Origin of the sequence: Marinomonas phaeophyticola (genome assembly GCF_026966905.1) — a bacterium.
Lineage (GTDB): Bacteria > Pseudomonadota > Gammaproteobacteria > Pseudomonadales > Marinomonadaceae > Marinomonas > Marinomonas phaeophyticola.
The window spans coordinates 129,899-154,002 of the sequence record NZ_JAPUBN010000020.1 but is presented as its reverse complement, the minus strand read 5'-3'; the positions used below and the strand labels follow the sequence as shown (position 1 = coordinate 154,002).

Here is a 24,104-nt window from a genome sequence, read left to right as displayed (position 1 = left end):
GACTAAGCTTTTGGACCTGCATTAACAATACTGGCTGAAACACCTTCAAATTTCGCAAAATTCGTTACAAATTGATCGATTAGACCTTTTGCCTGCTCAGTGTAAGCCGCATCATTAGACCAAGTTCTACGTGGGTTTAATAATATAGAATCCACGCCTTTAACGGATTTAGGAACAGTTAAGTTAACATCCTCAAGGTGCTCCACTTCCGTATCAATTAGAGCGCCTGATTGAATGGCCGCAATAACCGCTCGTGTAGTTGGAATACTAAAACGCTGCCCGCCTTTTCCATGAGCGCCGCCAGTCCAACCAGTATTAACCAGATAAACCTGACTACCGAACTCTTCAATACGTTTAATAAGAAGATCTGCATATACATGTGCAGCCCGAGGGAAGAAAGGCGCCCCGAAGCAAGTTGAAAAGGTCGATTTTATACCACTGCCAGCTCCCATCTCAGTAGACCCAACTAAAGCGGTATAACCACTCAAAAAGTGATAGGCAGCAGCTTCTTTCGACAAAATAGAAACGGGTGGCAGCACGCCCGTTAAATCACAGGTTAAGAATACAATTGCGTTAGGCTCACCAGCTCGATTACCTTCAGCACACTTTTCAATATGCTCTCTCGGGTAACCTGCACGACTGTTTTGAGTCAATGACGTGTCCGCATAATCAGCTTGACGAGTTTCAGGATCAATCACTACGTTTTCAACAATAGTACCGAATTTAATCGCCTTCCAAATTAAAGGTTCATTTTTTTCAGATAAATCGATACATTTTGCATAACAACCACCTTCTAAATTGAAAACCGTATCTTTTCCCCAGCCATGTTCATCATCACCAATAAGAAAGCGCTCTTCATCCGCTGAAAGAGTGGTTTTACCGGTTCCTGATAAACCAAAAAATAGCGTTACATCTTTATCAGGGCCAACATTTGCAGCACAGTGCATAGGCAATACATCTTTTTCTGGCAAAAGATAGTTTTGAACAGAAAACATGGCTTTTTTCATTTCACCTGCATAGCGCATTCCAACAATAAGCACTTTTCTATCAGCAAAATTCAAAATAACGCATGCTTCAGAGTTAGTACCATCTACCTCAGGAACACACTCAAAACTAGGAACGTTAAGAATTTGCCACTCGCCTTTACTCACAGGATTATAAGTTTCTGGACGAATAAATAAATTACGACCAAACAAGTGATGCCAAGCGGTTTCTGTTCTCATAACGGCCGGTAAGTAGTAATCATCTCCAGCACCAACATGAATTTTAGATTGATAAGATTCTCTTTCATTCAAATAGGATTCAACTTTACCCCATAAAGGCCCAAATTTTTCTTGAGGGAAAGGACGGTTTACCGGCCCCCATTGAATGTTATCTTTACTAGAACTCTCTTCAACGATAAAACGATCTAAAGGTGAACGACCTGTACGATTACCTGTTTCAACAACTAGGGCACCGTTATCCGCTAATTGACCTTCGTTATTCTGAAGCGCTTTCTCAACAAGCTGAGCTGTAGTCAAATTAGTGTGAATTATTGATCGTTTAGTTTCCGCATTCATGTTTAGTATTCCTCTGAAAATACAGTTATATTAGCCACTGCGTGATGGCCTATTACGAGAAAAATAGTAACAAAAAAATCTAAAAAAAAGTATTGATATAACAAAATGTTATTTTACTACAAAATACAAAAACACAGACGATAAAAACATAACCTATTGAATTTTATAACTTAAATTTAAAAAAAACTTATATTGCAGTAATAAAATTTCACTTTTACTCTCTTTAAAAGCTAAAAAAAGTGTAATTTTCATATCGATGTAATTTTATTTCTTAAGAAACCACAAAATTGCGAACTACTCCTTTAATTCGTGGTTTTTTTTCGTCATAAAGAATCTTCACGATTCCACGCTGTGAAAATTTCCTTTCTGACTTAAAAATAGAACTTTGTTGTCATTTATTTTCTTATTTTTTTAGAATATCTTTCTTTGCAAGACCCATCCATTCCTATCTTCATGATAAAATCACAATAAATCCCCTCTTCCACAATTAGGTTGATCAATAACTATGTTAAATTCACATCAGAGCTGCAATATTGGTTTTGTAGGTCTTGGCGTTATGGGCAAGAGCCTTGCTCTCAATTTAGCCGATCATGGTTACAAAGTTGCAGGTTTTGACCTTGACCCAAATAAGGTTAAAGATGTTCTAGATACCGAACAAAGCGAACGCCGCTCCGATATTTCTGAGGCAAGAATTATTGGATGCAAAACGCTAAAAGAAATGCTTCCAAAACTCACCACTCCACGCGTTATTGTTTTATTAGTACCTGCTGGCGAACCTGTCGATATCATCTGCCGCCAGTTAATTGAATCTGGACTTGAAGCAGATGATATCGTTGTTGATTGCGGTAACAGCCAATGGACAGACACAATTCGCCGGGAGTCTGAATACCGAGGAAAATTAAAATTCTTTGGTACAGCGGTATCTGGAGGCGAAGTAGGTGCTCGCTTTGGCCCTTCTCTTATGCCTGGTGGAGATGCAGATTCATGGAAATATCTTCAGCCAATGTGGGAAGCCGTTTCAGCAAAAGTCGCTGAAGACGGCTCTCAGATCATTAAAAATATTCCTGGAGACCCTGTTACTGAAGGCGAGCCTTGCACCACATACTTAGGCCCAAATGGCGCAGGTCATTATGTAAAAATGGTACATAATGGCATTGAGTATGCGGACATGCAGTTGATCTGCGAAGCCTATCATTTGCTACGCTCTCTTTTAGGCTATGAACCTGAGGAAATAGGCAAAATTTTTGAAAAATGGAACCAAGGAGAACTAAATAGTTACTTAGTAGAAATTACCGCCGACATTCTACAGCAATATGATCATGCAACGGGAGCGCCTTTAGTTGATATGATTCTAGACAGTGCAGGACAAAAAGGCACAGGTCGCTGGACATCCATTAGCGCAACACAAATGGGCGTTCCTGCGGGCATAATCAGTGAATCTGTATACGCTCGCGCACTAAGCACTCTAACTCAAGAACGAGAAAATGCGTCTTCTCGCTTAATTGGCGATATAGAATTAGGAGACATTGACCCTACTGCTGTAGAAGAGGCCATTAAAAATGCCTTATATTGCGCAAAAATCTGTGCTTATGCTCAGGGCTTTCAAATAATGAGGGCCGCACAGGAAGAATATAACTGGCAGTTTAATTTCAGTGATATTGCAAAAATTTGGCGTGGAGGCTGCATTATAAGAGCATCATTCCTACAAAAAATAGCCATAGCATTTACTGAAAACCCAAATTTAGAAAACTTACTTTTAGCCGATTACTTTGCTGATGCGCTTGAACACAAACAGAAAGGATTACGTCAAGCCGTCATACTTGCCGCTCAATCTGGTATACCTACTCCCTCTTTCTTTTCAGCTTTAGCGTATTTTGATGGTTATCGTTCAGAAATATTGCCAGCCAATCTACTCCAAGCTCAACGAGATTACTTTGGTGCCCACACCTACGAAAGGGTTGATGCTGAAGCGGGAGAAAAATTTCATACATTTTGGCAAGAAGAAAATCGACCAGAGAGAAAAGTGTAAATTTTACAATATAATAAGGCGCTAAAAAGAGCGCCTTATTATTAACACCATTACTTATTTCATCTTTTCTACCGACGTTAGAACCCCTCTAAGCATTCCAATTTCATGTTGATCTAATTGAGCACGCTGAAACAATCGCCTAAAACGAGTCATCACTTGTCTAGGCGTATTAGGATCTAGAAACTCTGTCAGTAGCATCACTTTTTCCAAATGCTCTAACATATAATCTACCTGCTCAGCAGAAGCGGCAGGAACATCCCATTTTGTTTGTACAGGTTGTTCGTTAACCGACAACAGGGACTTCATACGCAACTCATAAGAAAGCACTTGCACCGCGGCAGCAAGATTCAATGAACTAAAGGTTTCAACTGAGGGAATATGTACATGATAATGACAACGTTGTAACTCCTCATTAGTAAGCCCTCTGTCTTCTCTTCCAAATACAAAAGCGGTCTCAAGATTTTCTTTATAAACAAGATCAGCTGCTTGCCTAGGATCAACCAAAGGCCATGGTATATGCCGCTCTCGCGCACTGGTACCAATCACCAATTGGCAATCAGCAATAGCCTCTTCCAATGAATTAACAACCACGGCATTTTTAAGTAAATCAATCGCTCCTGATGCCCTACTTACAGCCTCATCACTTGGAAATACTTTTGGAGAAACAAGGTATAAACGATCTAACCCCATATTTTTCATTGCACGAGCCGCACCACCAATATTTCCAGGGTGGGATGTATTTACGAGTACTATTCGAACCTTGCTATTCATTAAGATAAAACCAACTCTAATAAGACAATTTAATTTTGCTGATAGTATCAGACTTTACTATGCAATTTGACATTTAAACGTCGAACAGAACAATAAATAACCAACTTTTACTGGTTTAATTAGATAATTTCGATTAAAATGCCGCTCAAATAATTCACACATTACTTAATCCTCACCAAAGATTTGGTAAGTGAGTTTATCGCTCTTTAACACTTTTCCAGTAACTTATCGTATTTCGACTTATTTGTCTTTTCGGTAGTTTGGCATCTCTTAGAAACTTAAATGGTATCTTATGCAACCAAGAATTAACGTCGCTATTAAAGCAGCTCGTGCCGCAGCGGACTATATTGTTCACACTCAAGAAAAATTGCTTTTTGATAAAGAACAAGGACAACAACCAGACCAGGTTTATAAAACCGTTTGTCAGGGCGCTGAAAAAACGATCCTTCATCACCTTGCTAAAGCGTATCCAAATGATACCATCACTACCCGTCTAGACGGTCAAGTTCAAAGTGGCGACGAAGGCGAATGGATCATTGACACCATTCAAGGACAATATTTATTTACACGTGGCCTTAGTGGCCACTGTATTACGATGAGTTATTTAGTCGCTGGAAAAGTTGAACACGCTCTTATCATCAACCCGATGACTAAAGACGAATATTACGCAAGTAAAGGACGCGGAGCATATCTGAACAACTCTCGTATTCGCACCTCAAATGTCCGAGATCTAAACAACACTCTTATTGCAACACAATTCCCTTCGACTGATAAAACACGACCAAGCGCCAGCGGTCAGTTTGCAATTTTCTCGCAACTTTCTGAAAAAGGCGCTCGAGTTATCACTCAAGATTCACCAGCACTGCAAATTGTCAATGTAGCTGCTGGTCGTGTTGATGCATCATGGGGAATCAAACTTTTTGAATGGGAAATGCAAGCACCTTTATTCATAGCTAAAGAAGCAGGCTGTATTTTCTCTGATTTTAATGGATCGCCAAGTGTCGAGGAGACAGGAAATATATTGTGCGCCAATCCACGATTATTCAAAACATTATTACCTATTTTGAACAAGCATTTGTTATAACCATAAAATTATAACAAATCAGAATATACCTAACAGACCTCTTCAGGCTCATCCTTGGAGGGGTCTTTTTTTACATCAAACAAAACAACCTTCTCCCCATCATAAAAGCCACCTCCTTGCGAGAGGTGCAATCCAACGGAACATCCGCGAACAGAATAATAAAGCACATTAGGGCTCATGCACGCTATCAACATCATAAAAAAATAGCCCATTAACCATTAAAAAACGTCAATAACATTAGTAAGGAAAAGAAATATGAATATTAAAATCTTGAGGAATTACTGAAAGGTTAATTATGCAGCTTTAATCATTTTCTATAGAGCAAAAAAAAGCACCATAAATGGTGCCCGGGACCGGAATCGAACCGGTACGATATTTCTATCGCAAGATTTTAAGTCTTGTGCGTCTACCAATTTCGCCACCCGGGCGGATTTATCAATAAGAGTATATCTGATGCCAATGCTTTTTTACAGTATAAAAAAGGCACCATAAATGGTGCCCGGGACCGGAATCGAACCGGTACGATATTTCTATCGCAAGATTTTAAGTCTTGTGCGTCTACCAATTTCGCCACCCGGGCACATCTATTGATGTATCCTTTGATTATTTTGGAGGCCGGAGTCGGAATCGAACCGGCGTACACGGAGTTGCAGTCCGCTGCATGACCACTCTGCCATCCGGCCTCTATAACAATCTATCTTTTGATTGGAGCGGGAAACGAGGCTCGAACTCGCGACCCCAACCTTGGCAAGGTTGTGCTCTACCACTGAGCTATTCCCGCGCTCAAAAGATGGTGCATATTCTATGCTTTTTATTATTTACGTCAAGCATTTAAATAAAAAAAAGCTAAATACTTTACTCTTTTCACTCTACTCAATAATTTGATTATTTTTTATCCGATACAGATGCAGTAAGCTCTGGCCAAGCCGCTTTCATATATACATACATAGACCAAAGCGTTAACAATGCTGCAATAATTAAAACGGATTCGCCCCAAATCGCCCAGCCAGAATCAGGAGGACTACCTAGAAGCATAAAAATAGACAGCATCTGCATAGCGGTTTTCACCTTACCAACATAAGAAACGGCAACACTAGCTCGCTTGCCCATTTCCGCCATCCACTCACGCAATGCCGATATAACAATTTCTCGACTAACGATGACTACACTCGCAACCGTTAACAATGTACTACCATAACTTTCAACTAACATCACCAACGCAGCAGAAACCATCACTTTATCTGCAACAGGGTCAAAAAAAGCACCGAACGGTGTTGCCTGATTCAACTTTCGAGCCAAGTAACCATCCAACCAATCAGTAAAAGCCGCTACTGCAAATATCGCAGCACAAGTAACATAGCGACCGTCCCAAGGCAGGTAGTAAGTTGCCACCAAAACTGGAATCAAAATAATACGTACCGACGTTAACATGTTAGGTATGTTCATGAATATTCAAAACACTCTCTTGTAATAAATCTCAATTTTTATGTAGGAAAGAATAAATTTCAGCCGCTTTCTTAATGCCAATACCTTTCACTTTTGCAATATCACTCTCACTCGCCGACAACAGTTCTTGCATACCACCAAAGGCCGTTAACAAATTTTTTCTTCTCGTTGGACCAACACCTTCAATTCCTTCTAATACAGAGTGGCGACGCTTTTTATCTCTTCTTTGCCTATGGTTCTTAATTGCAAACCGATGAGATTCATCCCGTATATGCTGAATTAAGTGTAACGCAGCCGAATCAGGAGGTAAAACCACCTCCTCTTCTTTAGAGCCAATGTATAATGTTTCTAAACCTGGTTTACGAGTGGTGCCTTTCGCAACACCCAAAAGGAAAATATTAACCAAACCAAGCTCTTTAAGTACATTCTCAGCTTGAGTTAACTGCCCTTTACCACCGTCAATTAACAATACATCAGGCGGTTCAAGTTCCCCATTTTTAACTCTTTTATAACGACGAGTCAGGGCTTGATTCATCGCACCATAATCATCACCCGCCGCCACACCGTCTATATTAAAGGTTCGATAACGTTTTTTATCGGGCCCTTCAACACCAAATACAACACAAGAGGCAACGGTCGATTCACCACTTGAATGGCTGATATCAAAGCATTCCATACTTTTCGGAGGGGCAGCTAAACCTAGCAATTTTTGCAAAGCGACCATACGACTAAAGTGGTTTCGCTTATCCAATAATCTCGCTTGCAACCCCTGTTCAGCATTTAATTTTGCCAAATCCAACCACCTAGCTCTTTGTCCACGAACAGAGGAAGTTAACTCAATCTTCTTACCACAGCTCGATAGAAGTGCATCCATTATAATATCATTATCATCCAATTCATGACTGGTAATAATAGCTTTAGGCAAGTCATTATTACCGATATAAAACTGAGCAATAAAGGTTGACAACAATTCCCCTTCCACCATTTCGATCGGCATCTTAGGATAATAACTCTTACTTCCTGTCACTTTTCCTTGTCGCACCATCATTAAATGCACACACAGGCCACCTGGTTGAATCAACGCGGCTAAAACATCTGCATCCCCCGTTTGTCCATAAACATTTTGTTGCTCTTGAACATGCTTCAATTGAACAATCTGATCTCTAAGTAAAGCAGCCCGTTCAAACTCCATCTGTTTGGCCGCTTCACTCATCTGCAGAGTCAATTCATTCGTCAATTCATGGTTTTTGCCTTCCAAAAACATTCTGGCATGGCGCACATCATTTTCGTATTCATCATTTGTAATTAAGTTTACACAAGGAGCTGAACAACGCTTTATTTGATACTGCAGGCATGGTCTTGAACGATTAGAATAATAGCTGTCTTCACACTGCCTAACCTTAAAGACTTTTTGCATTGTATTTAAGCTTTCTTTTACCGCCGTACCACTTGGAAAAGGTCCGAATAATTGTCCTTTTGTTTTTGTCGAACCTCTGCGAAATAATAACGCTGGGTGCGTGTGATCAGATAATAGAATATACGGATAAGACTTATCATCACGTAACAAAATATTATAAGGAGGACGATGCTGCTTGATTAACGTTTGTTCAAGCAACAAAGCTTCTGTTTCACTTTTTGTTACTGCGATCTCTATGTCATCAATTCGACCGACCAGCGCCATGGTTTTTGTTGTTAAACCCGTAGCTCTAAAGTAACTCGACACTCTGTTTTTTAGGTTTTTCGCTTTACCAACGTATAAAAGAACACCTTTGCCGTACATACGATATACGCCAGGCCTAGAGGTAAGATTATTAATAAAATGCTTGGGATCAAATTCTTGCGAGCTCAAATGAATACTCTCTTTTAGCCCATACCTAATAAACTGTATCGAACGGCCAATTTAGTTAACTCAACATCACTATTAATATTTAGCTTATCAAACATACGATAACGGTAAGTGTTGACAGTTTTACTACTTAAGTTTAGAGAATCAGCAATTTCCTGAGGTTTTTTACAATCTATAATCATTTGAGCTATTTGAAGTTCTCTATCCGATAATATATCCAAGGGAGAGGCATTGTCTTCAGATGACATTTTAGAAAGTGCCATTTTTTGAGCAACAGATCCAGTAATGTATTTATTACCTAGGGACACTGTATGAATAGCCTCTAGCATTTCCTTCGCTGGAGCTCCTTTTGTTAAATACCCACTTACGCCCGCTTCAATCAACTTAGATGGGTAAGGGTTATCATCAAGAGCGGACAAAGCAATAATTTTCACCTTAGGGAAAAGTCGCTTAATTTCTTTAGTTGCCCCTAGTCCACCGATACCACCAGGCATATGTACATCCATCAAAATAATATCCGGCTCTAATAACTTGGTTTTTTCAATTGCATCTTCACCGCTAGCAGCACTTCCAACGACGATAAGAGTTTTCTCATCTTGTAGCACACGAGAGATTCCTGTGCTTACTAGTTCATGATCATCAACAATTAAAATTTTTAGCACGCATACCACCTTGCTATTAATACGGTAACAATATTTATCCACCTGACTGACCTTACAACCTCAAAAACACAGCTAAGAAGGCAAGTCAATATCAAATCCTAATACGGCAAGTTCTTTCATTGTTTTCATACGATAATTAGCACGAACTGCTGTGCCTTCTGTTTTCTTCGTATAATATAACAATGCAGCAACTTTTGACTCGCTTAATCCCGTTTCCGCAACTAACTTAGGAATGAATGTAATCATCAGGTCTTCTTGCTTATTTTCAATTTGTTGTACTTTAGGTATCGTTAATTGCTTCCCTTCGATTACCTTTTGCACCTGTTCTAGATAAGCTTTGTCGAACTCAGGCCATGTTTTTCTTTCTTCTTCCGTCCTTAGAAAATACCAACCAACTTTCGATCCAGCAAAATAAATTGCGGGATGACTCCATCGGAACTCTAATGGGTTCATGCGACAACGACATGCTTCCATATAGGCACTTCTTGGATTAACCAGACCATATACCTTATAGGCCGTATTAATCAAGTTTAAAAACTCCGAAATTGTCGGAGGCCAAGCATAAGTCTCTTTTGCTCTCTCAACAGCATAAGCCAACAAAGGCTCTTGAAAGCCTCTAATAGCTATTGACCATTCTCTTTTAGCCAATTTAACTTCATCAGGTGTACTGTACGCAGAAGCAAATTTATGCGTGTAGATAGCCTTAAATCTTGCAAAAAGCATGTTAACCAGCATTCTATTTTGCTGGTTCTGCTCATCGCTTTGGTGAGACGATTCTTGTTCGTTACCAGTCTGTGTCGTGGATATTGGTGAGTGCATCGCTAACTTCTTCTTTAGAGGTTCTAGAAGTGTATGAACGGCTTGAGGTTCCTTCATTAGAAGATCTATCCGATTGTTTATACTGCCATTGGCGTTTTACATACTTAAAAAATTCGCTATTCCAAGTACGCACATTTTTTCGTTGCTCTTTTATTCTCAATAAAAATTCTGCTTGTAACTGTAACGCGAATTGTCGAGGAATACCTAGCTGCAGAATTTGCTCAAGAGTCGCTTCCTCTGGAAGCCATTGATCAGGTTGCCTTGTTCGTTCTTTTTGCTCTAAATACAAGTCAAAATCCGTCACACCTCTGCGCCTTTCACTAGAAGTAGGTAAATTACGACCTTTTACAGAAGGAGGCGAATCATAACTAGAGTTCAAACGATTCGAAGAAACCTCAGCGGACTCCGATTTCGCTCCATATTGTTGAGTATTCTTCTTGGAAGAAGACAACCTTTCTACCTTTTCAATCAAAGGGTCTAACGGTGAGCGCCCTTCAATTTTAGAATAATGTTCTTCATTTGAAAGCTTACTTTCAGATTTTTTATTTGTTTTCGGAGGTAAACGAACTTCAATCGTTGTGTTTTTTTCTCAAAGGTCAAGCAGTTATTAAGCTGTAAGCTAGATAATATTCTCAACAACATAGGTTGAGTCCAGAAAGGCAGTTGAGACAATAGATGTCCTATCTCACCATGCAAGACAATTGACTGTGAAAGGTAAGATTGCTGGCGCAAGAAAGCCAATAGCACCGCCTCTTCCAAACCGATTTCAGAAGCTAAAGAAAAAGAAATCGGTAGTGTGAAATCGTATTCAGACATAGGTTACATACTAAATTAATCGTTCTTGAAGTCTAGCAAATAGCGCCTTGCTTCGCACTAAAACAAAGAGTGAAATATAAAATAATCAAACACAACAGAGAGCTAACTTTTTGTCATATATTAAAAAAGCTTGTTGACAATATTTTTCTGCACTCCTATTCTGAATTTGTGCCGCATAACATCGAACAACAAAAAGCGGCTCAACTTTACTAAGGAGAAAGTTGTATGTATACAATCAATATCACAGGTCATCACGTCGACGTCACTCCCGCATTAAAAGATCATATAAACGAAAAATTCGATAAACTATCTCGACTAAGTGACCAAATCACAACAGTTCAAGTAACCTTATTACAAGATAGCAAAGAGCAAAAAGCTGAAGCCACTATACATCTTCCAGGAAAAGATTTATTTGCCGCAGCGGTATCAGAAGATAGGCTATTTCATGCTATCGACTCCATGGTTGATAAGCTCGCCAGACAGATAGACAAACATAAAACAAAACAGTCATCTGGGCACAATAAACCTACTGTTGCTTTATAACCCCCTTCTTTTCTTACTTAAAAAACGCCACTTTGATGTGGCGTTTTTTTTATAATTTCTTTTTCCGCTTGAGTTTCTACAAACTTCCCCCATAATCTTAAAGTAGTAGATCAACTTTCCTAAAAGGAGCGTAAATAATGCGTTACAATGAAGCTATTACCAATCAGCCATCTGAAGCGGTAAATAAAACCCTTAGAAGTACTTACAGTTTGCTCGCAATGACACTTTTCTTTAGTGCATTTACGGCCTTTTTAAGTATTTCATTACAACTGCCTCATCCAGGATTAATCATTACCTTAGTGGGTTTTTATGGTTTATTGTTTTTAACTCATAAATTCCAAAATAGTGGTTTAGGTATTTTATTTGTTTTTGCACTAACTGGTTTTATGGGATTGACTCTTGGACCAATCATTAGCATGTACCTAAATCTTCCTAATGGAGGATCTATGGTAATGACAGCATTTGGGATTACAGGCTTATCGTTTTTAGGTTTGTCGGCTTATGCTATTGCAACAAAAAAAGATTTTAGCTTTTTAAACGGCTTTATGATGGTTGGCTTTTTCGTCCTAATTGGTGCGATGATTGCTAACTTCTTCTTACAAATGCCAGCCATTCAAATATTCCTATCTGCAGGCTTTGCTCTTTTCTCTGCCGCTATGATTTTATGGCAAACAGGTGAGATTGTTCGTGGTGGTGAAACAAATTACATCATTGCTACTGTTAACTTATACGTTTCAATTTATAATATGTTCTTAAGTGTTTTAAGCCTTCTAGGTATGGCAAATGATGATTAACCTTTAATTACAATTACCATACTAATCAAATACCAAAAGGGGCTTAACGCCCCTTTTGTTTGCCTAATATAAGGACTTGATTTACATGCAATACACCTTATTCATTCAAGGGTCCCCCTTCTCATCAAAAGCGTGCCACTCAGCCTACCGTTTCGCTCAAGCCTTACTTAACTCAACACAGCACTCCATTGAAGGCGTCTTTTTCTATGAGGATAGCGTTTTAATCGCCAACGCTCTAATGCAGCCTCCTAGAGATGAAGCCAACATCAGTATTTTATGGCAGGAATTAGCAAAGCAACATTCGATCAATTTATATGTTTGCATTGCTGCGGCCCTTAGAAGAGGCGTCATCAATGAGTCCGAAATGGTCAGACATGAACTCACACAACACTCTCTTGCTGAAGGGTTTCAATTAGAAGGATTAGGGACACTGGTACACCTCATCAACAATAGCCATAAAACCATTACCTTTCGATGATAGGGCAGAACTCTTTATGACATCTCTATTAGTACACATTTCCAGCTCACCTTTTACCAGTTTATCCGCGAAAGAAGGCCTGGATATCGCGTTAGTTATGGCCACGTTTGAACAAGCCGTTGATCTTTATTTAAGCGGTCCAGCACTCTCCATACTACAAGTAAATCAAGCCCCTTCACTACTACATGGGAAAAACCTTTCAAAAGCGTTACCCAGTTTAGAACTTTATGACATCGAAAACGTTTATGTTTGTAAAGAAGACATCTCTCATCTAAACAAGACGCAGCTTAATATATGGGATGGTGTTCACTTTTTAGACTCACAGCAATGGCAACAAAAACTGCAATCCTATCAACATATTCTTAGGTTTTAACATGACATTACACCAGCTAAACCAATCCGCTTACAGCGCCTCAATAGTTAGGGATCTATGCTACTGCTTGCAGAGAGAAGATAAGGTGATATTAATTGAAGATGCGACAATAAGATTTCAACATGATTCAGACGACTTACTGATTTCATTTACAAAAATGGGACTCAAGGTTTACGCACTTGAATCAGATATTCTTGCTTACGGAATTACAGCACCAAACAATATAAATGTTATTAGCGACATTGAATGGGTTGACCTAACAAATGAATGCAATAAACATATCGCCTGGTAAATTCAAACGGCTAAAGGCTAACGAAACATGCTCATTGACATCAATTTAGATAAAGAAGGCTATCTACTGGATTTATCACAGTGGACTCCTGAACTAGCAGAAAAAATAGCGCAACAGGAAGATCTCATTCTTACCGACGACCACTGGGAAATTATTTTATTATTACGGCGTTTTTATAAAAAATACGAGCTTTCACCCGCCATGCGACCGCTAGTAAAAGCCGTAACCAAAGAACTAGGCAGTGAAAAAGGCAGAAGCATTTATCTTATGAAACTTTTTCCAGGCAGCCCTCCTAAGTTAGCGGCAAAGATTGCAGGCCTTCCAAAACCTGCAAACTGCATTTAATATTTCCACTTTCACGGCCATAATAGCAAGTTTGAATTTATTCAATCTATTTAGTTATACCAAGAAAGCGTTTTTTGCAGTAACACTACTTCACCAATAATGAGCAATGCAGGAGATTTCACATCATTGTCAATAGCAACCTGGGAAATGTGCTTTATATCAGAAGTAAAAACTCGCTGCTGTTTAGTTGTTCCTTTTTCTACAATAGCAACAGGCATAGAATGACGCATCCCAAAACGCTGCAAAGAATCGCTAATCTCTGCCAAGCCAGTTAATCCCATATAAATAACAAGAGTTTGTGCAGGATGAACTAATTCATCCCAAGGTAACTCTGTACTGCCATCTTTTAAATGTCCCGTTAGAAAACGTACAGATTGAGCATAATCACGATGAGTCAAAGGAATACCAGCATAAGCAGCACAGCCCGCTGCAGCCGTAACACCTGGTATCACTTCAAAAGTAACACCTTCTTCAACTAATTCTTCAATTTCTTCACCGCCTCGGCCAAAAATAAATGGATCACCACCTTTTAAGCGAACAACACATTTACCTTCTTTTGCTTTTTTAGCTAATAAAGAGTTAATTTCATTTTGTGGCAAGCTGTGAAGGGATTTCGCCTTACCAACATACATTTTTTCAGCCGAATCAGGTATAAGTGAAATAATTTCATCACCAACTAAACGATCATAAAGCACGACATCCGCACTCAACAACAACCGATGAGCTTTTAATGTTAATAATTCTGGATCACCCGGACCAGCACCAACTAGATAGACCTTGCCACTCATATTTCTACTTTCTCAATTTTTTAACTTTAAAAAAAGCTCCTTTACGGAGCTTTTACGTACACAAAATGCACTAAAATAACGCCATATAATTTACTTAGCCAAGCGTAACTCAGTTTTCCCACCCATGTACGACTGTAAAACAGCAGGAATACGAATACTACCATCTTCATTTTGATAGTTTTCTAAAATAGCTACTAATGTACGGCCAACAGCCAGACCTGATCCATTCAATGTATGTGCCAACTCAGGGCGACCTGTTTCTGGATTGCGCCAGCGAGCCTGCATTCTACGAGCTTGGAAGTCCCACATATTTGAGCAAGATGAAATCTCTCTATACTTACCTTGCCCAGGTAACCAAACCTCAATATCATAGGTTTTATGAGCGGAGAAACCTAAATCCCCCCACACAAGATGACAGTACGATAAGGAAGATCGAGTTTTTGTAAAATAACTTCCGCATGGCCAACTAACTCTTCTAATATATCTTCAGATCGATCAGGGCGGCAAATATGCACCAACTCAACTTTTTCAAATTGATGCTGACGAATCATACCGCGAGTATCACGTCCATAACTGCCGGCTTCACTTCGAAAACAAGGTGTATGCGCGACATATTTACGATGCAAATCTTCGTCTCCTAGGATCTCATCTCGAACTAAGTTGGTAACAGGCACTTCTGCAGTAGGTATTAAGTAAAGGTCATTATTTCCGCTGTCTTTATCAACAGGCACCTTAAATAAGTCGGCTTCAAATTTTGGCAACTGTCCAGTACCTTTTAATGAATGTTCATTGACCAAATAAGGCACATATACTTCAGTATAACCATGTTCATCAGCATGCGTATTGATCATAAACTGAATTAACGCTCGGTGTAAGCGAGCTAAATCGCTTGTCATAACAGCAAAACGAGAACCGGTTATTTTTACCGCTGCTTCAAAATCTAGCATCTCCAGCTGCTCACCTAAATCAACATGGTCTTTTGCGTCAAAAGGCAGTTCTATAGGTGATCCCCAACGACGCACTTCAACATTATCATCTTCACTGGTGCCGGCAGGTACAGATGCATGAGGGATATTAGGAATACCGGCTAATAAGATGTCCATTTTATGCTGAACAAGCGCCAAAGACTCTTTAGCTGTTGTTAAATCATCACCTAGCGTAGATGTCTGTGATTTTAGCTGTGCCGCTAATTCCTTATCGCCCGACTTCATCGCCATTCCAATCTCTTTTGAAACAGAGTTACGCGACTGCTGTAATTGCTCGGTTTCAATTTGAATGGACTTACGCTGCTCTTCTAAATCAATAAAAGTAGCTACATCCAAAGTATAGCCCTTGATCAATAGTTGTTTAGCAACCGCTTCTGGGTCAGTTCTCAGTGCTTTAATGTCTAACATTGCGGCAGAATCATCCTCTAATAAAATAGCGTTAATGACTAAAATTTACCTCACAGTCATTAAATTAAAAATAATAACAATCTAATATTTAATTGGGTTTAACAAATTAAAACGTTCGGGTAAGAAAAATGCCAGCAGCCAACCCCAGCACACTTAAAACGCAGCTCAATAATAAATAGCTTATTGCACTTAGCCAAGCCTGCTGATGAATTAGTGAGACAATTTCTAAGGAAAATGTTGAAAATGTGGTAAATGCGCCTAAAAAACCCACCATAACTAATGGTCGGTAAGGTTCTAAGCTAGGAAAACGTTCATTAATCATCACAAAACACACACCCATTAAAATACTTCCCAAGACATTAATGCCTAATGTAGCCAATGGAAAAATCGTTTTTATATGATGATTAACAAAAACAGATAACGCAAAACGGCATACAGCGCCAAAAGCGCCACCAACAGCAACCATAGAATAGGTTAATAGCATGAATTCATACTCACTTTCATTACACCCATTAATTAAGACTCATCATAATCCGTCTGAAAAGGAGCCTCTTCTACTGAATACCGAACATGGTCACTTTCCGCATCCAACTGTTTAAGCCAAGCCATCTTTACACTGATTTTTTTCTCCAGACCACGGTCACTCGGCTGATAAAATGAGCTTTGAGCCATCTCTTCAGGTAAATAAGACTCGCCTGCGGCATAAGCAAATGGTTCCAAATGAGCATAACGATAGTCTTCTCCATGCCCCATGTCTTTTGCAAGTGACGTAGGAGCGTTTCTCAAGTGATTAGGCACTTCATAACTAGGTTGCGTTGAAACCTCATGCATGACCCTCTTAAACGCATCATACACTGCATTACTCTTGGGTGCACAAGCTAAGTAAACGGCCGCCTGTGCAATCGCCCTATTCCCTTCACTGGGACCAACACGCTCAAAAACATCCCAAGCCGTTAACGCTACCTGCATTGCTCTCGGATCAGCATTACCAATGTCCTCAGACGCAATAGCCAATAAACGTCGTGCTATATATAAAGGGTCACAACCACCATCTAACATACGCGCCATCCAATATAAGGCGCCATCCGGAGACGATCCTCTAACAGATTTATGAAATGCCGATATCTGATCGTAAAATACATCCCCCTTATTATCGTAACGCCTAAAAGAACCACCTAGCACGTCTTCAATATTGCTTTCATCAACTTTGTTGTTTTCTGCAAGGTCTGTCACAATTTCCAAAAAGTTTAATGCTCTACGAATATCTCCATCCGCTGCATTTGCAAGCACATCAAGATAATGCTCATCCATTTGAATCAAGCGCTTCCCTAATCCTCTCTCCTCATCCTTCAACGCTCTATGCAACACAGATTTAACATCCTTCACCGTTGGTGTTTTAAGTCGATACACTCTCGCCCGAGAAAGCAGGGCAGAGTTCAATTCAAATGAAGGGTTTTCTGTTGTTGCTCCCACAAACAAAAAGGTGCCATCTTCGATATGAGGCAGAAACGCATCTTGCTGGGATTTATTAAAGCGATGCACTTCATCAATAAACAGAAGCGATTGTTTTCCTGTCAGTAAGGTATTTTGCTTTGCCCTTTCTACGGCGGAGCGAATATCCTTCACGCCTGACATTACAGCTGACAGGGTTAAAAAATGAATATCAAGCTGATGAGATAGTAGTTGCGCAAACGTCGTTTTCCCTATTCCAGGGTTCCCCCACAATATAAAGGAGTGACATCGTCCACTCTCTATCATTTTTCTTAACGGTTTCCCCACACCGGTAAGGTGCTCTTGCCCCACATACTCAGATAAGCTTCTAGGCCTCATGCGCGCCGCTAGAGGCACAGAAGATTGCTCTGTTTCTTGCTCAGTAAACAAATCCATAACGTCTATTCTTCAATAAACACATCAATATTCGATGGCAAATCCACAACAAAGTTTTGTTCGGACACACCATCATGGGGCTCAATTTCCTTAAATTCAATCACGGTTGTCTGACCTAAACTGTCTTCAATACTCATGGCTTTTATAATATCGTTTTGAAAAGACAAAGTCAGACTGCCAAACAACCCTTCTTCCGAGAAGGGCTTAAGACGGAAACGCTGTTGACCTAAAAAATCAACATGATAAAAAGGCAATACTTCCGCCGCTGGGCGACCTAGTAGAGCGGCTGGAGACTGACCTAAAGTACGACCCACTTTTTTCTTTGTCGCCTGCTCTAAATCGACATCCCATATCGTTAACCACTCGCCATCAGAAATAATTCTCTGAGGAAAAGGCTTAATCGTATCCCAAACAAAACGATTAGGGCTAGCGAGCATAAACACGCCCTCACTCAATTGAACTTGATCCCCTGATTCATTATAGGTAACTTGTAAAAACTCTCCCTCAATATTTCGATTCGCTTCTAGTAGTTCCGCGAGTACAGAAGAAGACCCATCTTCAACTGCAACGCCCTGATCAGCCGCAAAAGACACAGCAGACACCATAAAGAAAAAAGTGACTATAATTTGTCGTAACCAACACTTATCATTCATTTATCATTCCCTAGTTTCTTGGCATCAAATTCATACTACAATTTAAGACTCAGGTATTAACACTTCTCGTTGACCATTTGTTCCCATCGGCCCAACAAGACCGGCCGACTCCATCGCTTCGACAAGGTTAGCCGCTCTGTTATACCCTATTTTAAGTCGGCGCTGAATAGAAGAAATCGATGCTTTACGGGTTTCAATCACAATTTTTACAGCTTCATCGTATAACGCATCTTTATCCTCAGCATCGCCTGTGGGAGACATTAAATCCTCAGGATTAACAACTACATCTTCAATATAGTCCGGCTCCCCCTCAACCTCCATTCCTCAACAACCGCATGCACCTCTTCATCAGAAACAAAAGCTCCGTGAACACGAATAGGCGTAGGTAAACCAGCAGGTAAATACAGCATATCACCCATTCCTAATAATTGATCAGCACCACCTTGATCAAGAATCGTCCTAGAGTCAATTTTAGAAGAAACTTGAAACGCCATTCTGGTAGGTATATTCGCCTTAATCAAGCCAGTAATGACATCTACAGACGGTCTCTGCGTCGCCAAAATCAAATGAATACCTGCCGCTCGCGCTTTTTGAGCAATACGAGCAATTAATTCTTCTACCTTCTTACCAACAATCATCATCATGTCAGCAAATTCATCTACCACGATCACAATATAGGGTAATGGTTCTAGCAACGGCACCGTTCTAGGAACACCATCTAATGAAAACATGGCTTCACTATCAGGTTGCCACAAGGGGTCCTCAAGCGGGCTACCAGACTCAATAGCTTCTCTGACTTTCTTGTTATACCCCGCAATATTTCTAACACCTAGCTTAGACATCAGTTTATATCGCCTCTCCATTTCATCTACAGACCAGCGCAAGCCATTGGCTGCGTCTTTCATGTCGGTAATGACCGGTGTCAATAAATGCGGAATGCCTTCATAAATAGATAATTCAAGCATCTTTGGATCAACCATGATCATACGAACTTCATCTGGTGTTGATTTCAACAGCATACTTAATATCATCGCGTTTACACCAACAGATTTACCTGAACCCGTCGTCCCCGCCACTAAAACATGAGGCATTTTGGCAAGATCAACGACAACCGGCTCTCCCGAAATATCATGACCAAGAGACAAGGTTAATGGCGAGCTGGAACGATCATAAGCATCACAATTAATCACTTCACTAAAATACACGGTATCTCTTATCTGGTTAGGGATCTCAATACCGATAGTAGACTTACCAGCAATAACTTCAACAACTCGCACACTCATCACGCTTAATGAACGCGCTAAGTCTTTCGCTAGGTTAGTAATCCTTGACACTTTAACGCCCGGAGCGGGCTGAATTTCAAAACGAGTAATTACTGGGCCTGGGTTCACCTCAACAACCTCGGCCTTGACACCGAAATCAAGCAAGCGAATCTCTAATAATTCTGAGAGGGCGATCAGTTCACCTTCTGTGTACCCCCCTTTTTTTGGCTGTGGCTTAGTAAGAATAGAACGATCGGGTAGAGTATAGGATGATGGAGCAGCTAAGGAAGCAACCGTATCAGTACCACCAAGATGCTCTAGCTGCTTTGCTTCAGACAAAGTCCGCACGGCAGGTTTGTGTCCTGCATTTACGACATCAACCGGATTCGCTTCGCTCTTAACTGGAGGAGTATTATCCAACGAAACATTCGACGGAACTTGAGGTTTAACGTCGCTCCTCCCCTTTTTTTCATCAGGCATTGCAACAGGTGGGCGCGTCGATAACGGCCTATTTACAGGCGATTCACTTTCGACATATAAAGTATCCTCAACATTAAGATCTAAGTCTCCTAAAGAGAATTCTTCAGGGTTCGAGGTAAGAAAATCCGCTTGATCAAACTCCCCTAAATGAATCTCGCCATCTCGAGATAGGTTTGCTCTTTGAGCACTTTCTTCTTTCCTACGAAAACGATTTAACCAACCAGAGAAAATAGAGTCTTTTTCTTCTACATCATGCTCACTCTCACTGGGTGTATTTCCATCTTCTTGGGTGCTTCCATAAGTCTCATTTCTAGATTGTGCTTTACGTTGCTTTCTAAACAGCGCAGGTTCCTCAATATCGTCTACATCCACAAGATTGCTTTCAAGTGCAGCGACATCAACACCCCCATCATCACTTACCGTTTTCTCCTCTTCCCTCTTTAGTGCTTTTCGTTCCTGTAAATACTGGTAACAACGAACGTATAATCCAAACGTCTTTTCTCCAATTCGTTCAGCCAAGAAAAGCCATTGTATTTGCAATAGCAAAGTAAGAGAAATCAACCAGATAGCCAACGAAATAAGTGTTGCTCCATCATAACCTACCCAATGAAATAGCAACTCGCCAAGAGCACTGCCAAGTATCCCTCCCGACCCGTATTGATAATCGCTAACACCTACTGTATGCAAGAAACCTAATACGGCTCCAGACGATAAATATAAAATAGTTCCAACAGTACAAATTAACGCTTGCGTCAAAGGCATTAGTTTATGGGCATTTCTCCATACAACGACTAATGTACAAAGAAAAACAACAGGAAGAGACAAGAAAAGGGAACCAAAAAATGCAGAACTAATATCAGCAATAATAGCGCCTAAAGCGCCCATAGAATTATAAATAGCTCGACTGCTACCAGAATAAAACCAGCCAGGATCCTCGGCATGATAGGTATAAGTCGCCAAACTAAAAAATAAAAAAAACACTAACGCCGCTATAAAGGCGGCCTGCTTAGCAAACAACTCCCACATAGGTGATCGTCCCGACTCACGCAAACTTTCTGACAAAATTGCCTCACATATCGAATTATTTTAAAAGTTAGTATTTTGTAATCGAATTCCTTGCAAAGTTTACCACAAAAAAACCAGCCCGAAGGCTGGTTTTTAGCTTTTACTAAGAAAGGGAAATCTTAGAAGAATGCTTTAACAGCTAGAACGTTTTTCTCAGTTACAAGATCACCATTGTAGTTTTTGAAAGAATAAGTCAAATCACCAACAGTGTATTCAGCAACGAAATAAGTACCGTCGTTTTTAGCGCCTTCTAAATCTTTAGCATACTCAAGAGTAAGAGTTAGGGCATCAGATGCAGCGAATGCTACAGACATACCAGCTTCACTTACATCAGTAGTTGTACCTGTACCTTGCTCACCAGTACCGTAGTTAGCAGAGATAGTTGCTGCACCAGCATCAACTTGGAAACCAAGGTTAACAGAGTTAGCATCACCAATAGAACCAGCAGAGATACCAGCTTTAAAGCCACCAAGATCAGCAACATAAGACGCTGCTACACCTACGTCAGAATCATCTGTTGCAGTAGAAGTAGTTGCTTCAAGAGCAACAGTTAAACCTGGAGCAACCACGTAACGAACACCAGTATTATCTGTATCGCCCGCCGCTGTTCTTAGATCAACACCACCGTGGATCTCATCCATACCCATGAATGCGCCAGTAGCTACTGTTCCGTCAAAACGACCGAAAGAGACAGCACCTTGTTTAACATAAAGTTTTTCCATGCCGATCGTAGTGCCTTCATCTGCACCGTTAGCAGCGATTTCGATTTCAGCGTAAACAACACCAGTATCAACGACAAGTTCAACTTCGCCGTTATCAGTACCGTCAGCTAAATCAGATACACCTTTTGCGTTTCCGTAGTAAGAAGTATATTCGATACCCGCTTCACCTGAAAAAACAGCTTCAGCAGCAAAAGTAGTAGTAGATACAGCAGCCGCAACAGCAGATACTGCAAAGATAGAAGCAAGTTTAATCGCTTTCATTCAAGATTCCCCTTTATATTTTATATTTTGTCTTTTAGACCTATTGAAAGGTTTCTATAACCTAAACAAGAAACGCTGACAAATCAACGACTCAAGTATACTAAAACCTAACAGTTTCACTTTTATGACATATAGATCAAAAAAGTCAACCAGTTTGTTCCCTTGAAACAGCCTTGTCTTAAATTGCTATTCCAAAATGAACTTGGTTTAGAACTGACATGATTAAAACCAAGTTTTCCTATGCTGGTCAAGCCTTCATGTGCTTTTTTTCTTATTTTTTGCTTTTTTGGGCATTTAAATGATTTGACAAGGCAAATTACGCCTTTTCCTTACATTTAAACCTCAAAAAAAGCTCAAAAAACAACCAGCTCATTTTTTTATAAAAGAAAATAAGAACGTTTTTATTTGCGTTTTTTTCACTTCGTAAGCAAAATCACATCGATTAAAAGCATCAAAACGTTAAAAAAGACCTAACGCTTTATCATTTTTTGCTAAAGTGACGCCTCAAGATACTGAAAATATAAATTTTATGGATAAAAAACATACAAAAAAAAGCATCACATTTCTTAATGAGTCGCCTTTTGACATCCCACTTCCAGAAAATGCGCTTGATAACCCAGAGGGGTTATGCGCTGTTGGCGGAGATTTAAGCCAAGTTCGCCTTATTAACATGTATCAAAATGGTTTTTTTCCTTGGTACAGTGATCCAGATCCTATTTTGTGGTGGCATCCTAGAGAGCGGTGCGTACTCTCTCCAGAACACTTCCATTTATCTAAATCCATGAAAAAACACCTAAAAAATACACAATGGGAAATAAAAATCAATTCATCTTTTGATCAAGTCATTCAACATTGCGCTAATTGTAGATTAGAAAAAGAAGGCACTTGGATCTCAGAAGCCATACAAACAGCCTATAAAAGACTCCATCAGTCTGGATTAGCACACTCAATAGAAGTGTGGGAGAACAACAGCCTAATAGGAGGCTTCTATGGCGTCTGTCTTGGCCAAATGTTCTTTGGTGAATCCATGTTCTCATCCAAAGAGAACGCCTCTAAAACAGCCTTGTATGCCTTATGTGGGCATGCAAAAGATCTCGACATTAAGTTGATTGACTGCCAAGTAGAATCAAGCCATTTAATGTCTTTAGGTGCCAGACTCATTAATAGAGAGCATTTTTGCGAGCTATTAACAGAGCATTGCTATAAAGCGATAGAGAATCCCGCCTTAGTTTTGGCTGATACACTATCACTCCAATTACCTATCCGCTAAAATTATAGGCAACATCGACAGTTAAAGGTCAATAATCAAGGTCTAATCATAGAATACTTGCTTTGGTTATTTGCTATTCAGCGTTTTTTTAGGCAAAATACGCGCGACTAAAATTTCAAATAAGACCTTATTCTTAATATTGTGCAATTTGAATTGGGCTTTACACGGCCTTTCACCTTTAAAACCATAGGACATTTATTGTGGCAAAAGAAGACAGCTTAGAAATGGAAGGCACTATCATTGATACACTGCCTAACACCATGTTCCGCGTCGAACTAGAAAACGGACACGTTGTAATTGCGCATATTTCAGGAAAAATGCGTAAAAATTACATTCGTATATTAACTGGCGATAAAGTAAAAGTTGAACTTACACCTTATGACTTAACTAAAGGTCGTATCGTTTATCGTGCACGTTAAGCTTTCTGTTTTTGTGTTCAATTAACACAGAAATAGAAAACAAAAC

The 24,104-nt window shown here is 39.9% G+C and carries 23 protein-coding genes, 4 tRNA genes and 2 pseudogenes; 10 read left to right on the top strand and 19 right to left on the bottom strand.

Translation table 11 applies throughout. From position 1 onward, the window contains the following. Window positions 1–2: 2 nt before the first annotated feature. The gene (locus O1D97_RS16895; RefSeq protein ID WP_269127330.1) at window positions 3–1,559 is read right to left on the bottom strand and encodes a phosphoenolpyruvate carboxykinase; all 1,557 of its coding nucleotides are present in this window, start codon (window positions 1,557–1,559) and stop codon (window positions 3–5) included. Window positions 1,560–2,064: 505 nt separating this feature from the next. Between O1D97_RS16895 and gndA the strand changes: the two genes are divergently transcribed. Continuing rightward, entirely contained in the window at window positions 2,065–3,588 is a 1,524-nt protein-coding gene (gene gndA, locus O1D97_RS16890; RefSeq protein ID WP_269127329.1) for an NADP-dependent phosphogluconate dehydrogenase, read from the top strand. A 54-nt stretch (window positions 3,589–3,642) separates the two neighbouring features. On the opposite strand, the gene O1D97_RS16885 is transcribed toward gndA, so the two are convergent. Continuing rightward, window positions 3,643–4,359, bottom strand: coding sequence for an RNA methyltransferase (locus O1D97_RS16885; RefSeq protein WP_269127328.1), 717 nt, complete (start codon window positions 4,357–4,359; stop codon window positions 3,643–3,645). 292 nt (window positions 4,360–4,651) lie between these two features. Here O1D97_RS16885 and O1D97_RS16880 point away from each other — a divergent pair, with 292 nt between their 5' ends. Then, window positions 4,652–5,443, top strand: a complete 792-nt coding sequence (locus O1D97_RS16880; protein WP_269127327.1) for an inositol monophosphatase family protein — start codon at window positions 4,652–4,654, stop codon at window positions 5,441–5,443. Between the two features lie 341 nt (window positions 5,444–5,784). Here the strand turns inward: O1D97_RS16880 and O1D97_RS16875 are convergent. The 10 genes from O1D97_RS16875 to O1D97_RS16830 all read right to left on the bottom strand — a co-directional run bounded on the left by O1D97_RS16875 (window position 5,785) and on the right by O1D97_RS16830 (window position 11,032). Continuing rightward, window positions 5,785–5,871, bottom strand: a tRNA-Leu gene (locus O1D97_RS16875). Between the two features lie 65 nt (window positions 5,872–5,936). Continuing rightward, window positions 5,937–6,023: transfer RNA gene (locus tag O1D97_RS16870), tRNA-Leu, on the bottom strand. A gap of 29 nt (window positions 6,024–6,052) precedes the next feature. Further along, window positions 6,053–6,126, bottom strand: a tRNA-Cys gene (locus O1D97_RS16865). Window positions 6,127–6,149: 23 nt separating this feature from the next. Then, window positions 6,150–6,224: transfer RNA gene (locus O1D97_RS16860), tRNA-Gly, on the bottom strand. A gap of 104 nt (window positions 6,225–6,328) precedes the next feature. Continuing rightward, window positions 6,329–6,889 (bottom strand): CDP-diacylglycerol--glycerol-3-phosphate 3-phosphatidyltransferase, encoded by a 561-nt coding sequence (pgsA, locus tag O1D97_RS16855; RefSeq protein ID WP_269127326.1) that lies wholly within the window; start codon window positions 6,887–6,889, stop codon window positions 6,329–6,331. 31 nt (window positions 6,890–6,920) lie between these two features. Next, window positions 6,921–8,738: an excinuclease ABC subunit UvrC gene (uvrC, locus tag O1D97_RS16850; RefSeq protein ID WP_269127325.1), complete on the bottom strand. Its 1,818-nt coding sequence runs from the start codon at window positions 8,736–8,738 to the stop codon at window positions 6,921–6,923. A 14-nt stretch (window positions 8,739–8,752) separates the two neighbouring features. Then, complete coding sequence (locus tag O1D97_RS16845; RefSeq protein WP_269127324.1) at window positions 8,753–9,397, bottom strand: response regulator; 645 nt, start codon at window positions 9,395–9,397, stop codon at window positions 8,753–8,755. 72 nt (window positions 9,398–9,469) lie between these two features. Next, on the bottom strand, window positions 9,470–10,216 hold the full coding sequence (locus tag O1D97_RS16840; RefSeq protein ID WP_269127323.1) for a replication protein P: 747 nt from the start codon (window positions 10,214–10,216) through the stop codon (window positions 9,470–9,472). Next, window positions 10,182–10,667, bottom strand: coding sequence for a DnaT-like ssDNA-binding domain-containing protein (locus tag O1D97_RS16835; RefSeq protein ID WP_269127322.1), 486 nt, complete (start codon window positions 10,665–10,667; stop codon window positions 10,182–10,184). The genes O1D97_RS16840 and O1D97_RS16835 overlap by 35 nt, the downstream gene beginning before the upstream one ends. A 26-nt stretch (window positions 10,668–10,693) precedes the next feature. Further along, window positions 10,694–11,032 carry a hypothetical protein gene (locus O1D97_RS16830; RefSeq protein ID WP_269127321.1) on the bottom strand — a complete coding sequence of 113 codons (339 nt, stop codon included), beginning with the start codon at window positions 11,030–11,032 and terminating at the stop codon, window positions 10,694–10,696. A gap of 225 nt (window positions 11,033–11,257) precedes the next feature. Here O1D97_RS16830 and hpf point away from each other — a divergent pair, with 225 nt between their 5' ends. From hpf to O1D97_RS16800, 6 genes are all read left to right on the top strand, one after another. Beyond that, window positions 11,258–11,575 carry a ribosome hibernation-promoting factor, HPF/YfiA family gene (gene hpf, locus O1D97_RS16825; protein ID WP_269127320.1) on the top strand — a complete coding sequence of 106 codons (318 nt, stop codon included), beginning with the start codon at window positions 11,258–11,260 and terminating at the stop codon, window positions 11,573–11,575. A gap of 137 nt (window positions 11,576–11,712) precedes the next feature. Beyond that, on the top strand, window positions 11,713–12,369 hold the full coding sequence (locus O1D97_RS16820; RefSeq protein ID WP_269127319.1) for a Bax inhibitor-1/YccA family protein: 657 nt from the start codon (window positions 11,713–11,715) through the stop codon (window positions 12,367–12,369). A gap of 85 nt (window positions 12,370–12,454) precedes the next feature. After that, window positions 12,455–12,847, top strand: coding sequence for a sulfurtransferase complex subunit TusD (tusD, locus tag O1D97_RS16815; RefSeq protein WP_269127318.1), 393 nt, complete (start codon window positions 12,455–12,457; stop codon window positions 12,845–12,847). A 16-nt stretch (window positions 12,848–12,863) separates the two neighbouring features. Then, complete coding sequence (locus O1D97_RS16810; protein ID WP_269127317.1) at window positions 12,864–13,220, top strand: DsrE family protein; 357 nt, start codon at window positions 12,864–12,866, stop codon at window positions 13,218–13,220. Between the two features lies 1 nt (window position 13,221). Next, window positions 13,222–13,512 (top strand): sulfurtransferase complex subunit TusB, encoded by a 291-nt coding sequence (gene tusB, locus O1D97_RS16805; RefSeq protein WP_269127316.1) that lies wholly within the window; start codon window positions 13,222–13,224, stop codon window positions 13,510–13,512. A gap of 27 nt (window positions 13,513–13,539) precedes the next feature. Then, window positions 13,540–13,857: a TusE/DsrC/DsvC family sulfur relay protein gene (locus tag O1D97_RS16800; RefSeq protein WP_269127315.1), complete on the top strand. Its 318-nt coding sequence runs from the start codon at window positions 13,540–13,542 to the stop codon at window positions 13,855–13,857. A 50-nt stretch (window positions 13,858–13,907) separates the two neighbouring features. Here O1D97_RS16800 and cobA read toward each other — a convergent pair whose 3' ends face one another. From cobA to O1D97_RS16765, 7 genes and pseudogenes are all read right to left on the bottom strand, one after another. Continuing rightward, a complete protein-coding gene (gene cobA, locus O1D97_RS16795) occupies window positions 13,908–14,645 on the bottom strand; it encodes a uroporphyrinogen-III C-methyltransferase (RefSeq protein ID WP_269127314.1) in 738 nt (245 codons plus the stop codon). A 90-nt stretch (window positions 14,646–14,735) separates the two neighbouring features. Next, window positions 14,736–16,039 (bottom strand): annotated as a pseudogene (serS, locus tag O1D97_RS16790) (serine--tRNA ligase). Window positions 16,040–16,145: 106 nt separating this feature from the next. Further along, a complete protein-coding gene (gene crcB / locus O1D97_RS16785) occupies window positions 16,146–16,523 on the bottom strand; it encodes a fluoride efflux transporter CrcB (protein ID WP_269127313.1) in 378 nt (125 codons plus the stop codon). A gap of 32 nt (window positions 16,524–16,555) precedes the next feature. Next, window positions 16,556–17,926: a replication-associated recombination protein A gene (locus O1D97_RS16780; RefSeq protein ID WP_269127312.1), complete on the bottom strand. Its 1,371-nt coding sequence runs from the start codon at window positions 17,924–17,926 to the stop codon at window positions 16,556–16,558. Window positions 17,927–17,931: 5 nt separating this feature from the next. Continuing rightward, the gene (gene lolA / locus O1D97_RS16775) at window positions 17,932–18,579 is read right to left on the bottom strand and encodes an outer membrane lipoprotein periplasmic chaperone LolA (protein ID WP_269127311.1); all 648 of its coding nucleotides are present in this window, start codon (window positions 18,577–18,579) and stop codon (window positions 17,932–17,934) included. A 42-nt stretch (window positions 18,580–18,621) separates the two neighbouring features. After that, window positions 18,622–21,371: pseudogene (locus tag O1D97_RS16770) on the bottom strand (DNA translocase FtsK). A 134-nt stretch (window positions 21,372–21,505) separates the two neighbouring features. After that, complete coding sequence (locus O1D97_RS16765) at window positions 21,506–22,369, bottom strand: hypothetical protein (protein ID WP_269127310.1); 864 nt, start codon at window positions 22,367–22,369, stop codon at window positions 21,506–21,508. Between the two features lie 529 nt (window positions 22,370–22,898). Between O1D97_RS16765 and aat the strand changes: the two genes are divergently transcribed. Together aat and infA are read left to right on the top strand one after the other, a co-directional pair. After that, window positions 22,899–23,639, top strand: coding sequence for a leucyl/phenylalanyl-tRNA--protein transferase (aat, locus tag O1D97_RS16760; protein WP_269127309.1), 741 nt, complete (start codon window positions 22,899–22,901; stop codon window positions 23,637–23,639). A gap of 200 nt (window positions 23,640–23,839) precedes the next feature. Continuing rightward, window positions 23,840–24,058: a translation initiation factor IF-1 gene (infA, locus tag O1D97_RS16755; protein WP_191600772.1), complete on the top strand. Its 219-nt coding sequence runs from the start codon at window positions 23,840–23,842 to the stop codon at window positions 24,056–24,058. Window positions 24,059–24,104 lie beyond the last annotated feature (46 nt).

What these genes read in the sequence shown, in the direction of transcription:
- O1D97_RS16895 (WP_269127330.1), bottom strand. Translation starts at nt 1,559, where the DNA reads ATGAATGCGGAAACTAAACGATCAATAATTCACACTAATTTGACTACA.
- gndA (WP_269127329.1), top strand. Translation starts at nt 2,065, where the DNA reads ATGTTAAATTCACATCAGAGCTGCAATATTGGTTTTGTAGGTCTTGGC.
- O1D97_RS16885 (WP_269127328.1), bottom strand. Translation starts at nt 4,359, where the DNA reads ATGAATAGCAAGGTTCGAATAGTACTCGTAAATACATCCCACCCTGGA.
- O1D97_RS16880 (WP_269127327.1), top strand. Translation starts at nt 4,652, where the DNA reads ATGCAACCAAGAATTAACGTCGCTATTAAAGCAGCTCGTGCCGCAGCG.
- pgsA (WP_269127326.1), bottom strand. Translation starts at nt 6,889, where the DNA reads ATGAACATACCTAACATGTTAACGTCGGTACGTATTATTTTGATTCCA.
- O1D97_RS16840 (WP_269127323.1), bottom strand. Translation starts at nt 10,216, where the DNA reads ATGCACTCACCAATATCCACGACACAGACTGGTAACGAACAAGAATCG.
- O1D97_RS16830 (WP_269127321.1), bottom strand. Translation starts at nt 11,032, where the DNA reads ATGTCTGAATACGATTTCACACTACCGATTTCTTTTTCTTTAGCTTCT.
- hpf (WP_269127320.1), top strand. Translation starts at nt 11,258, where the DNA reads ATGTATACAATCAATATCACAGGTCATCACGTCGACGTCACTCCCGCA.
- O1D97_RS16820 (WP_269127319.1), top strand. Translation starts at nt 11,713, where the DNA reads ATGCGTTACAATGAAGCTATTACCAATCAGCCATCTGAAGCGGTAAAT.
- tusD (WP_269127318.1), top strand. Translation starts at nt 12,455, where the DNA reads ATGCAATACACCTTATTCATTCAAGGGTCCCCCTTCTCATCAAAAGCG.
- O1D97_RS16810 (WP_269127317.1), top strand. Translation starts at nt 12,864, where the DNA reads ATGACATCTCTATTAGTACACATTTCCAGCTCACCTTTTACCAGTTTA.
- tusB (WP_269127316.1), top strand. Translation starts at nt 13,222, where the DNA reads ATGACATTACACCAGCTAAACCAATCCGCTTACAGCGCCTCAATAGTT.
- O1D97_RS16800 (WP_269127315.1), top strand. Translation starts at nt 13,540, where the DNA reads ATGCTCATTGACATCAATTTAGATAAAGAAGGCTATCTACTGGATTTA.
- cobA (WP_269127314.1), bottom strand. Translation starts at nt 14,645, where the DNA reads ATGAGTGGCAAGGTCTATCTAGTTGGTGCTGGTCCGGGTGATCCAGAA.
- crcB (WP_269127313.1), bottom strand. Translation starts at nt 16,523, where the DNA reads ATGCTATTAACCTATTCTATGGTTGCTGTTGGTGGCGCTTTTGGCGCT.
- O1D97_RS16780 (WP_269127312.1), bottom strand. Translation starts at nt 17,926, where the DNA reads ATGGATTTGTTTACTGAGCAAGAAACAGAGCAATCTTCTGTGCCTCTA.
- lolA (WP_269127311.1), bottom strand. Translation starts at nt 18,579, where the DNA reads ATGAATGATAAGTGTTGGTTACGACAAATTATAGTCACTTTTTTCTTT.
- O1D97_RS16765 (WP_269127310.1), bottom strand. Translation starts at nt 22,369, where the DNA reads ATGAAAGCGATTAAACTTGCTTCTATCTTTGCAGTATCTGCTGTTGCG.
- aat (WP_269127309.1), top strand. Translation starts at nt 22,899, where the DNA reads ATGGATAAAAAACATACAAAAAAAAGCATCACATTTCTTAATGAGTCG.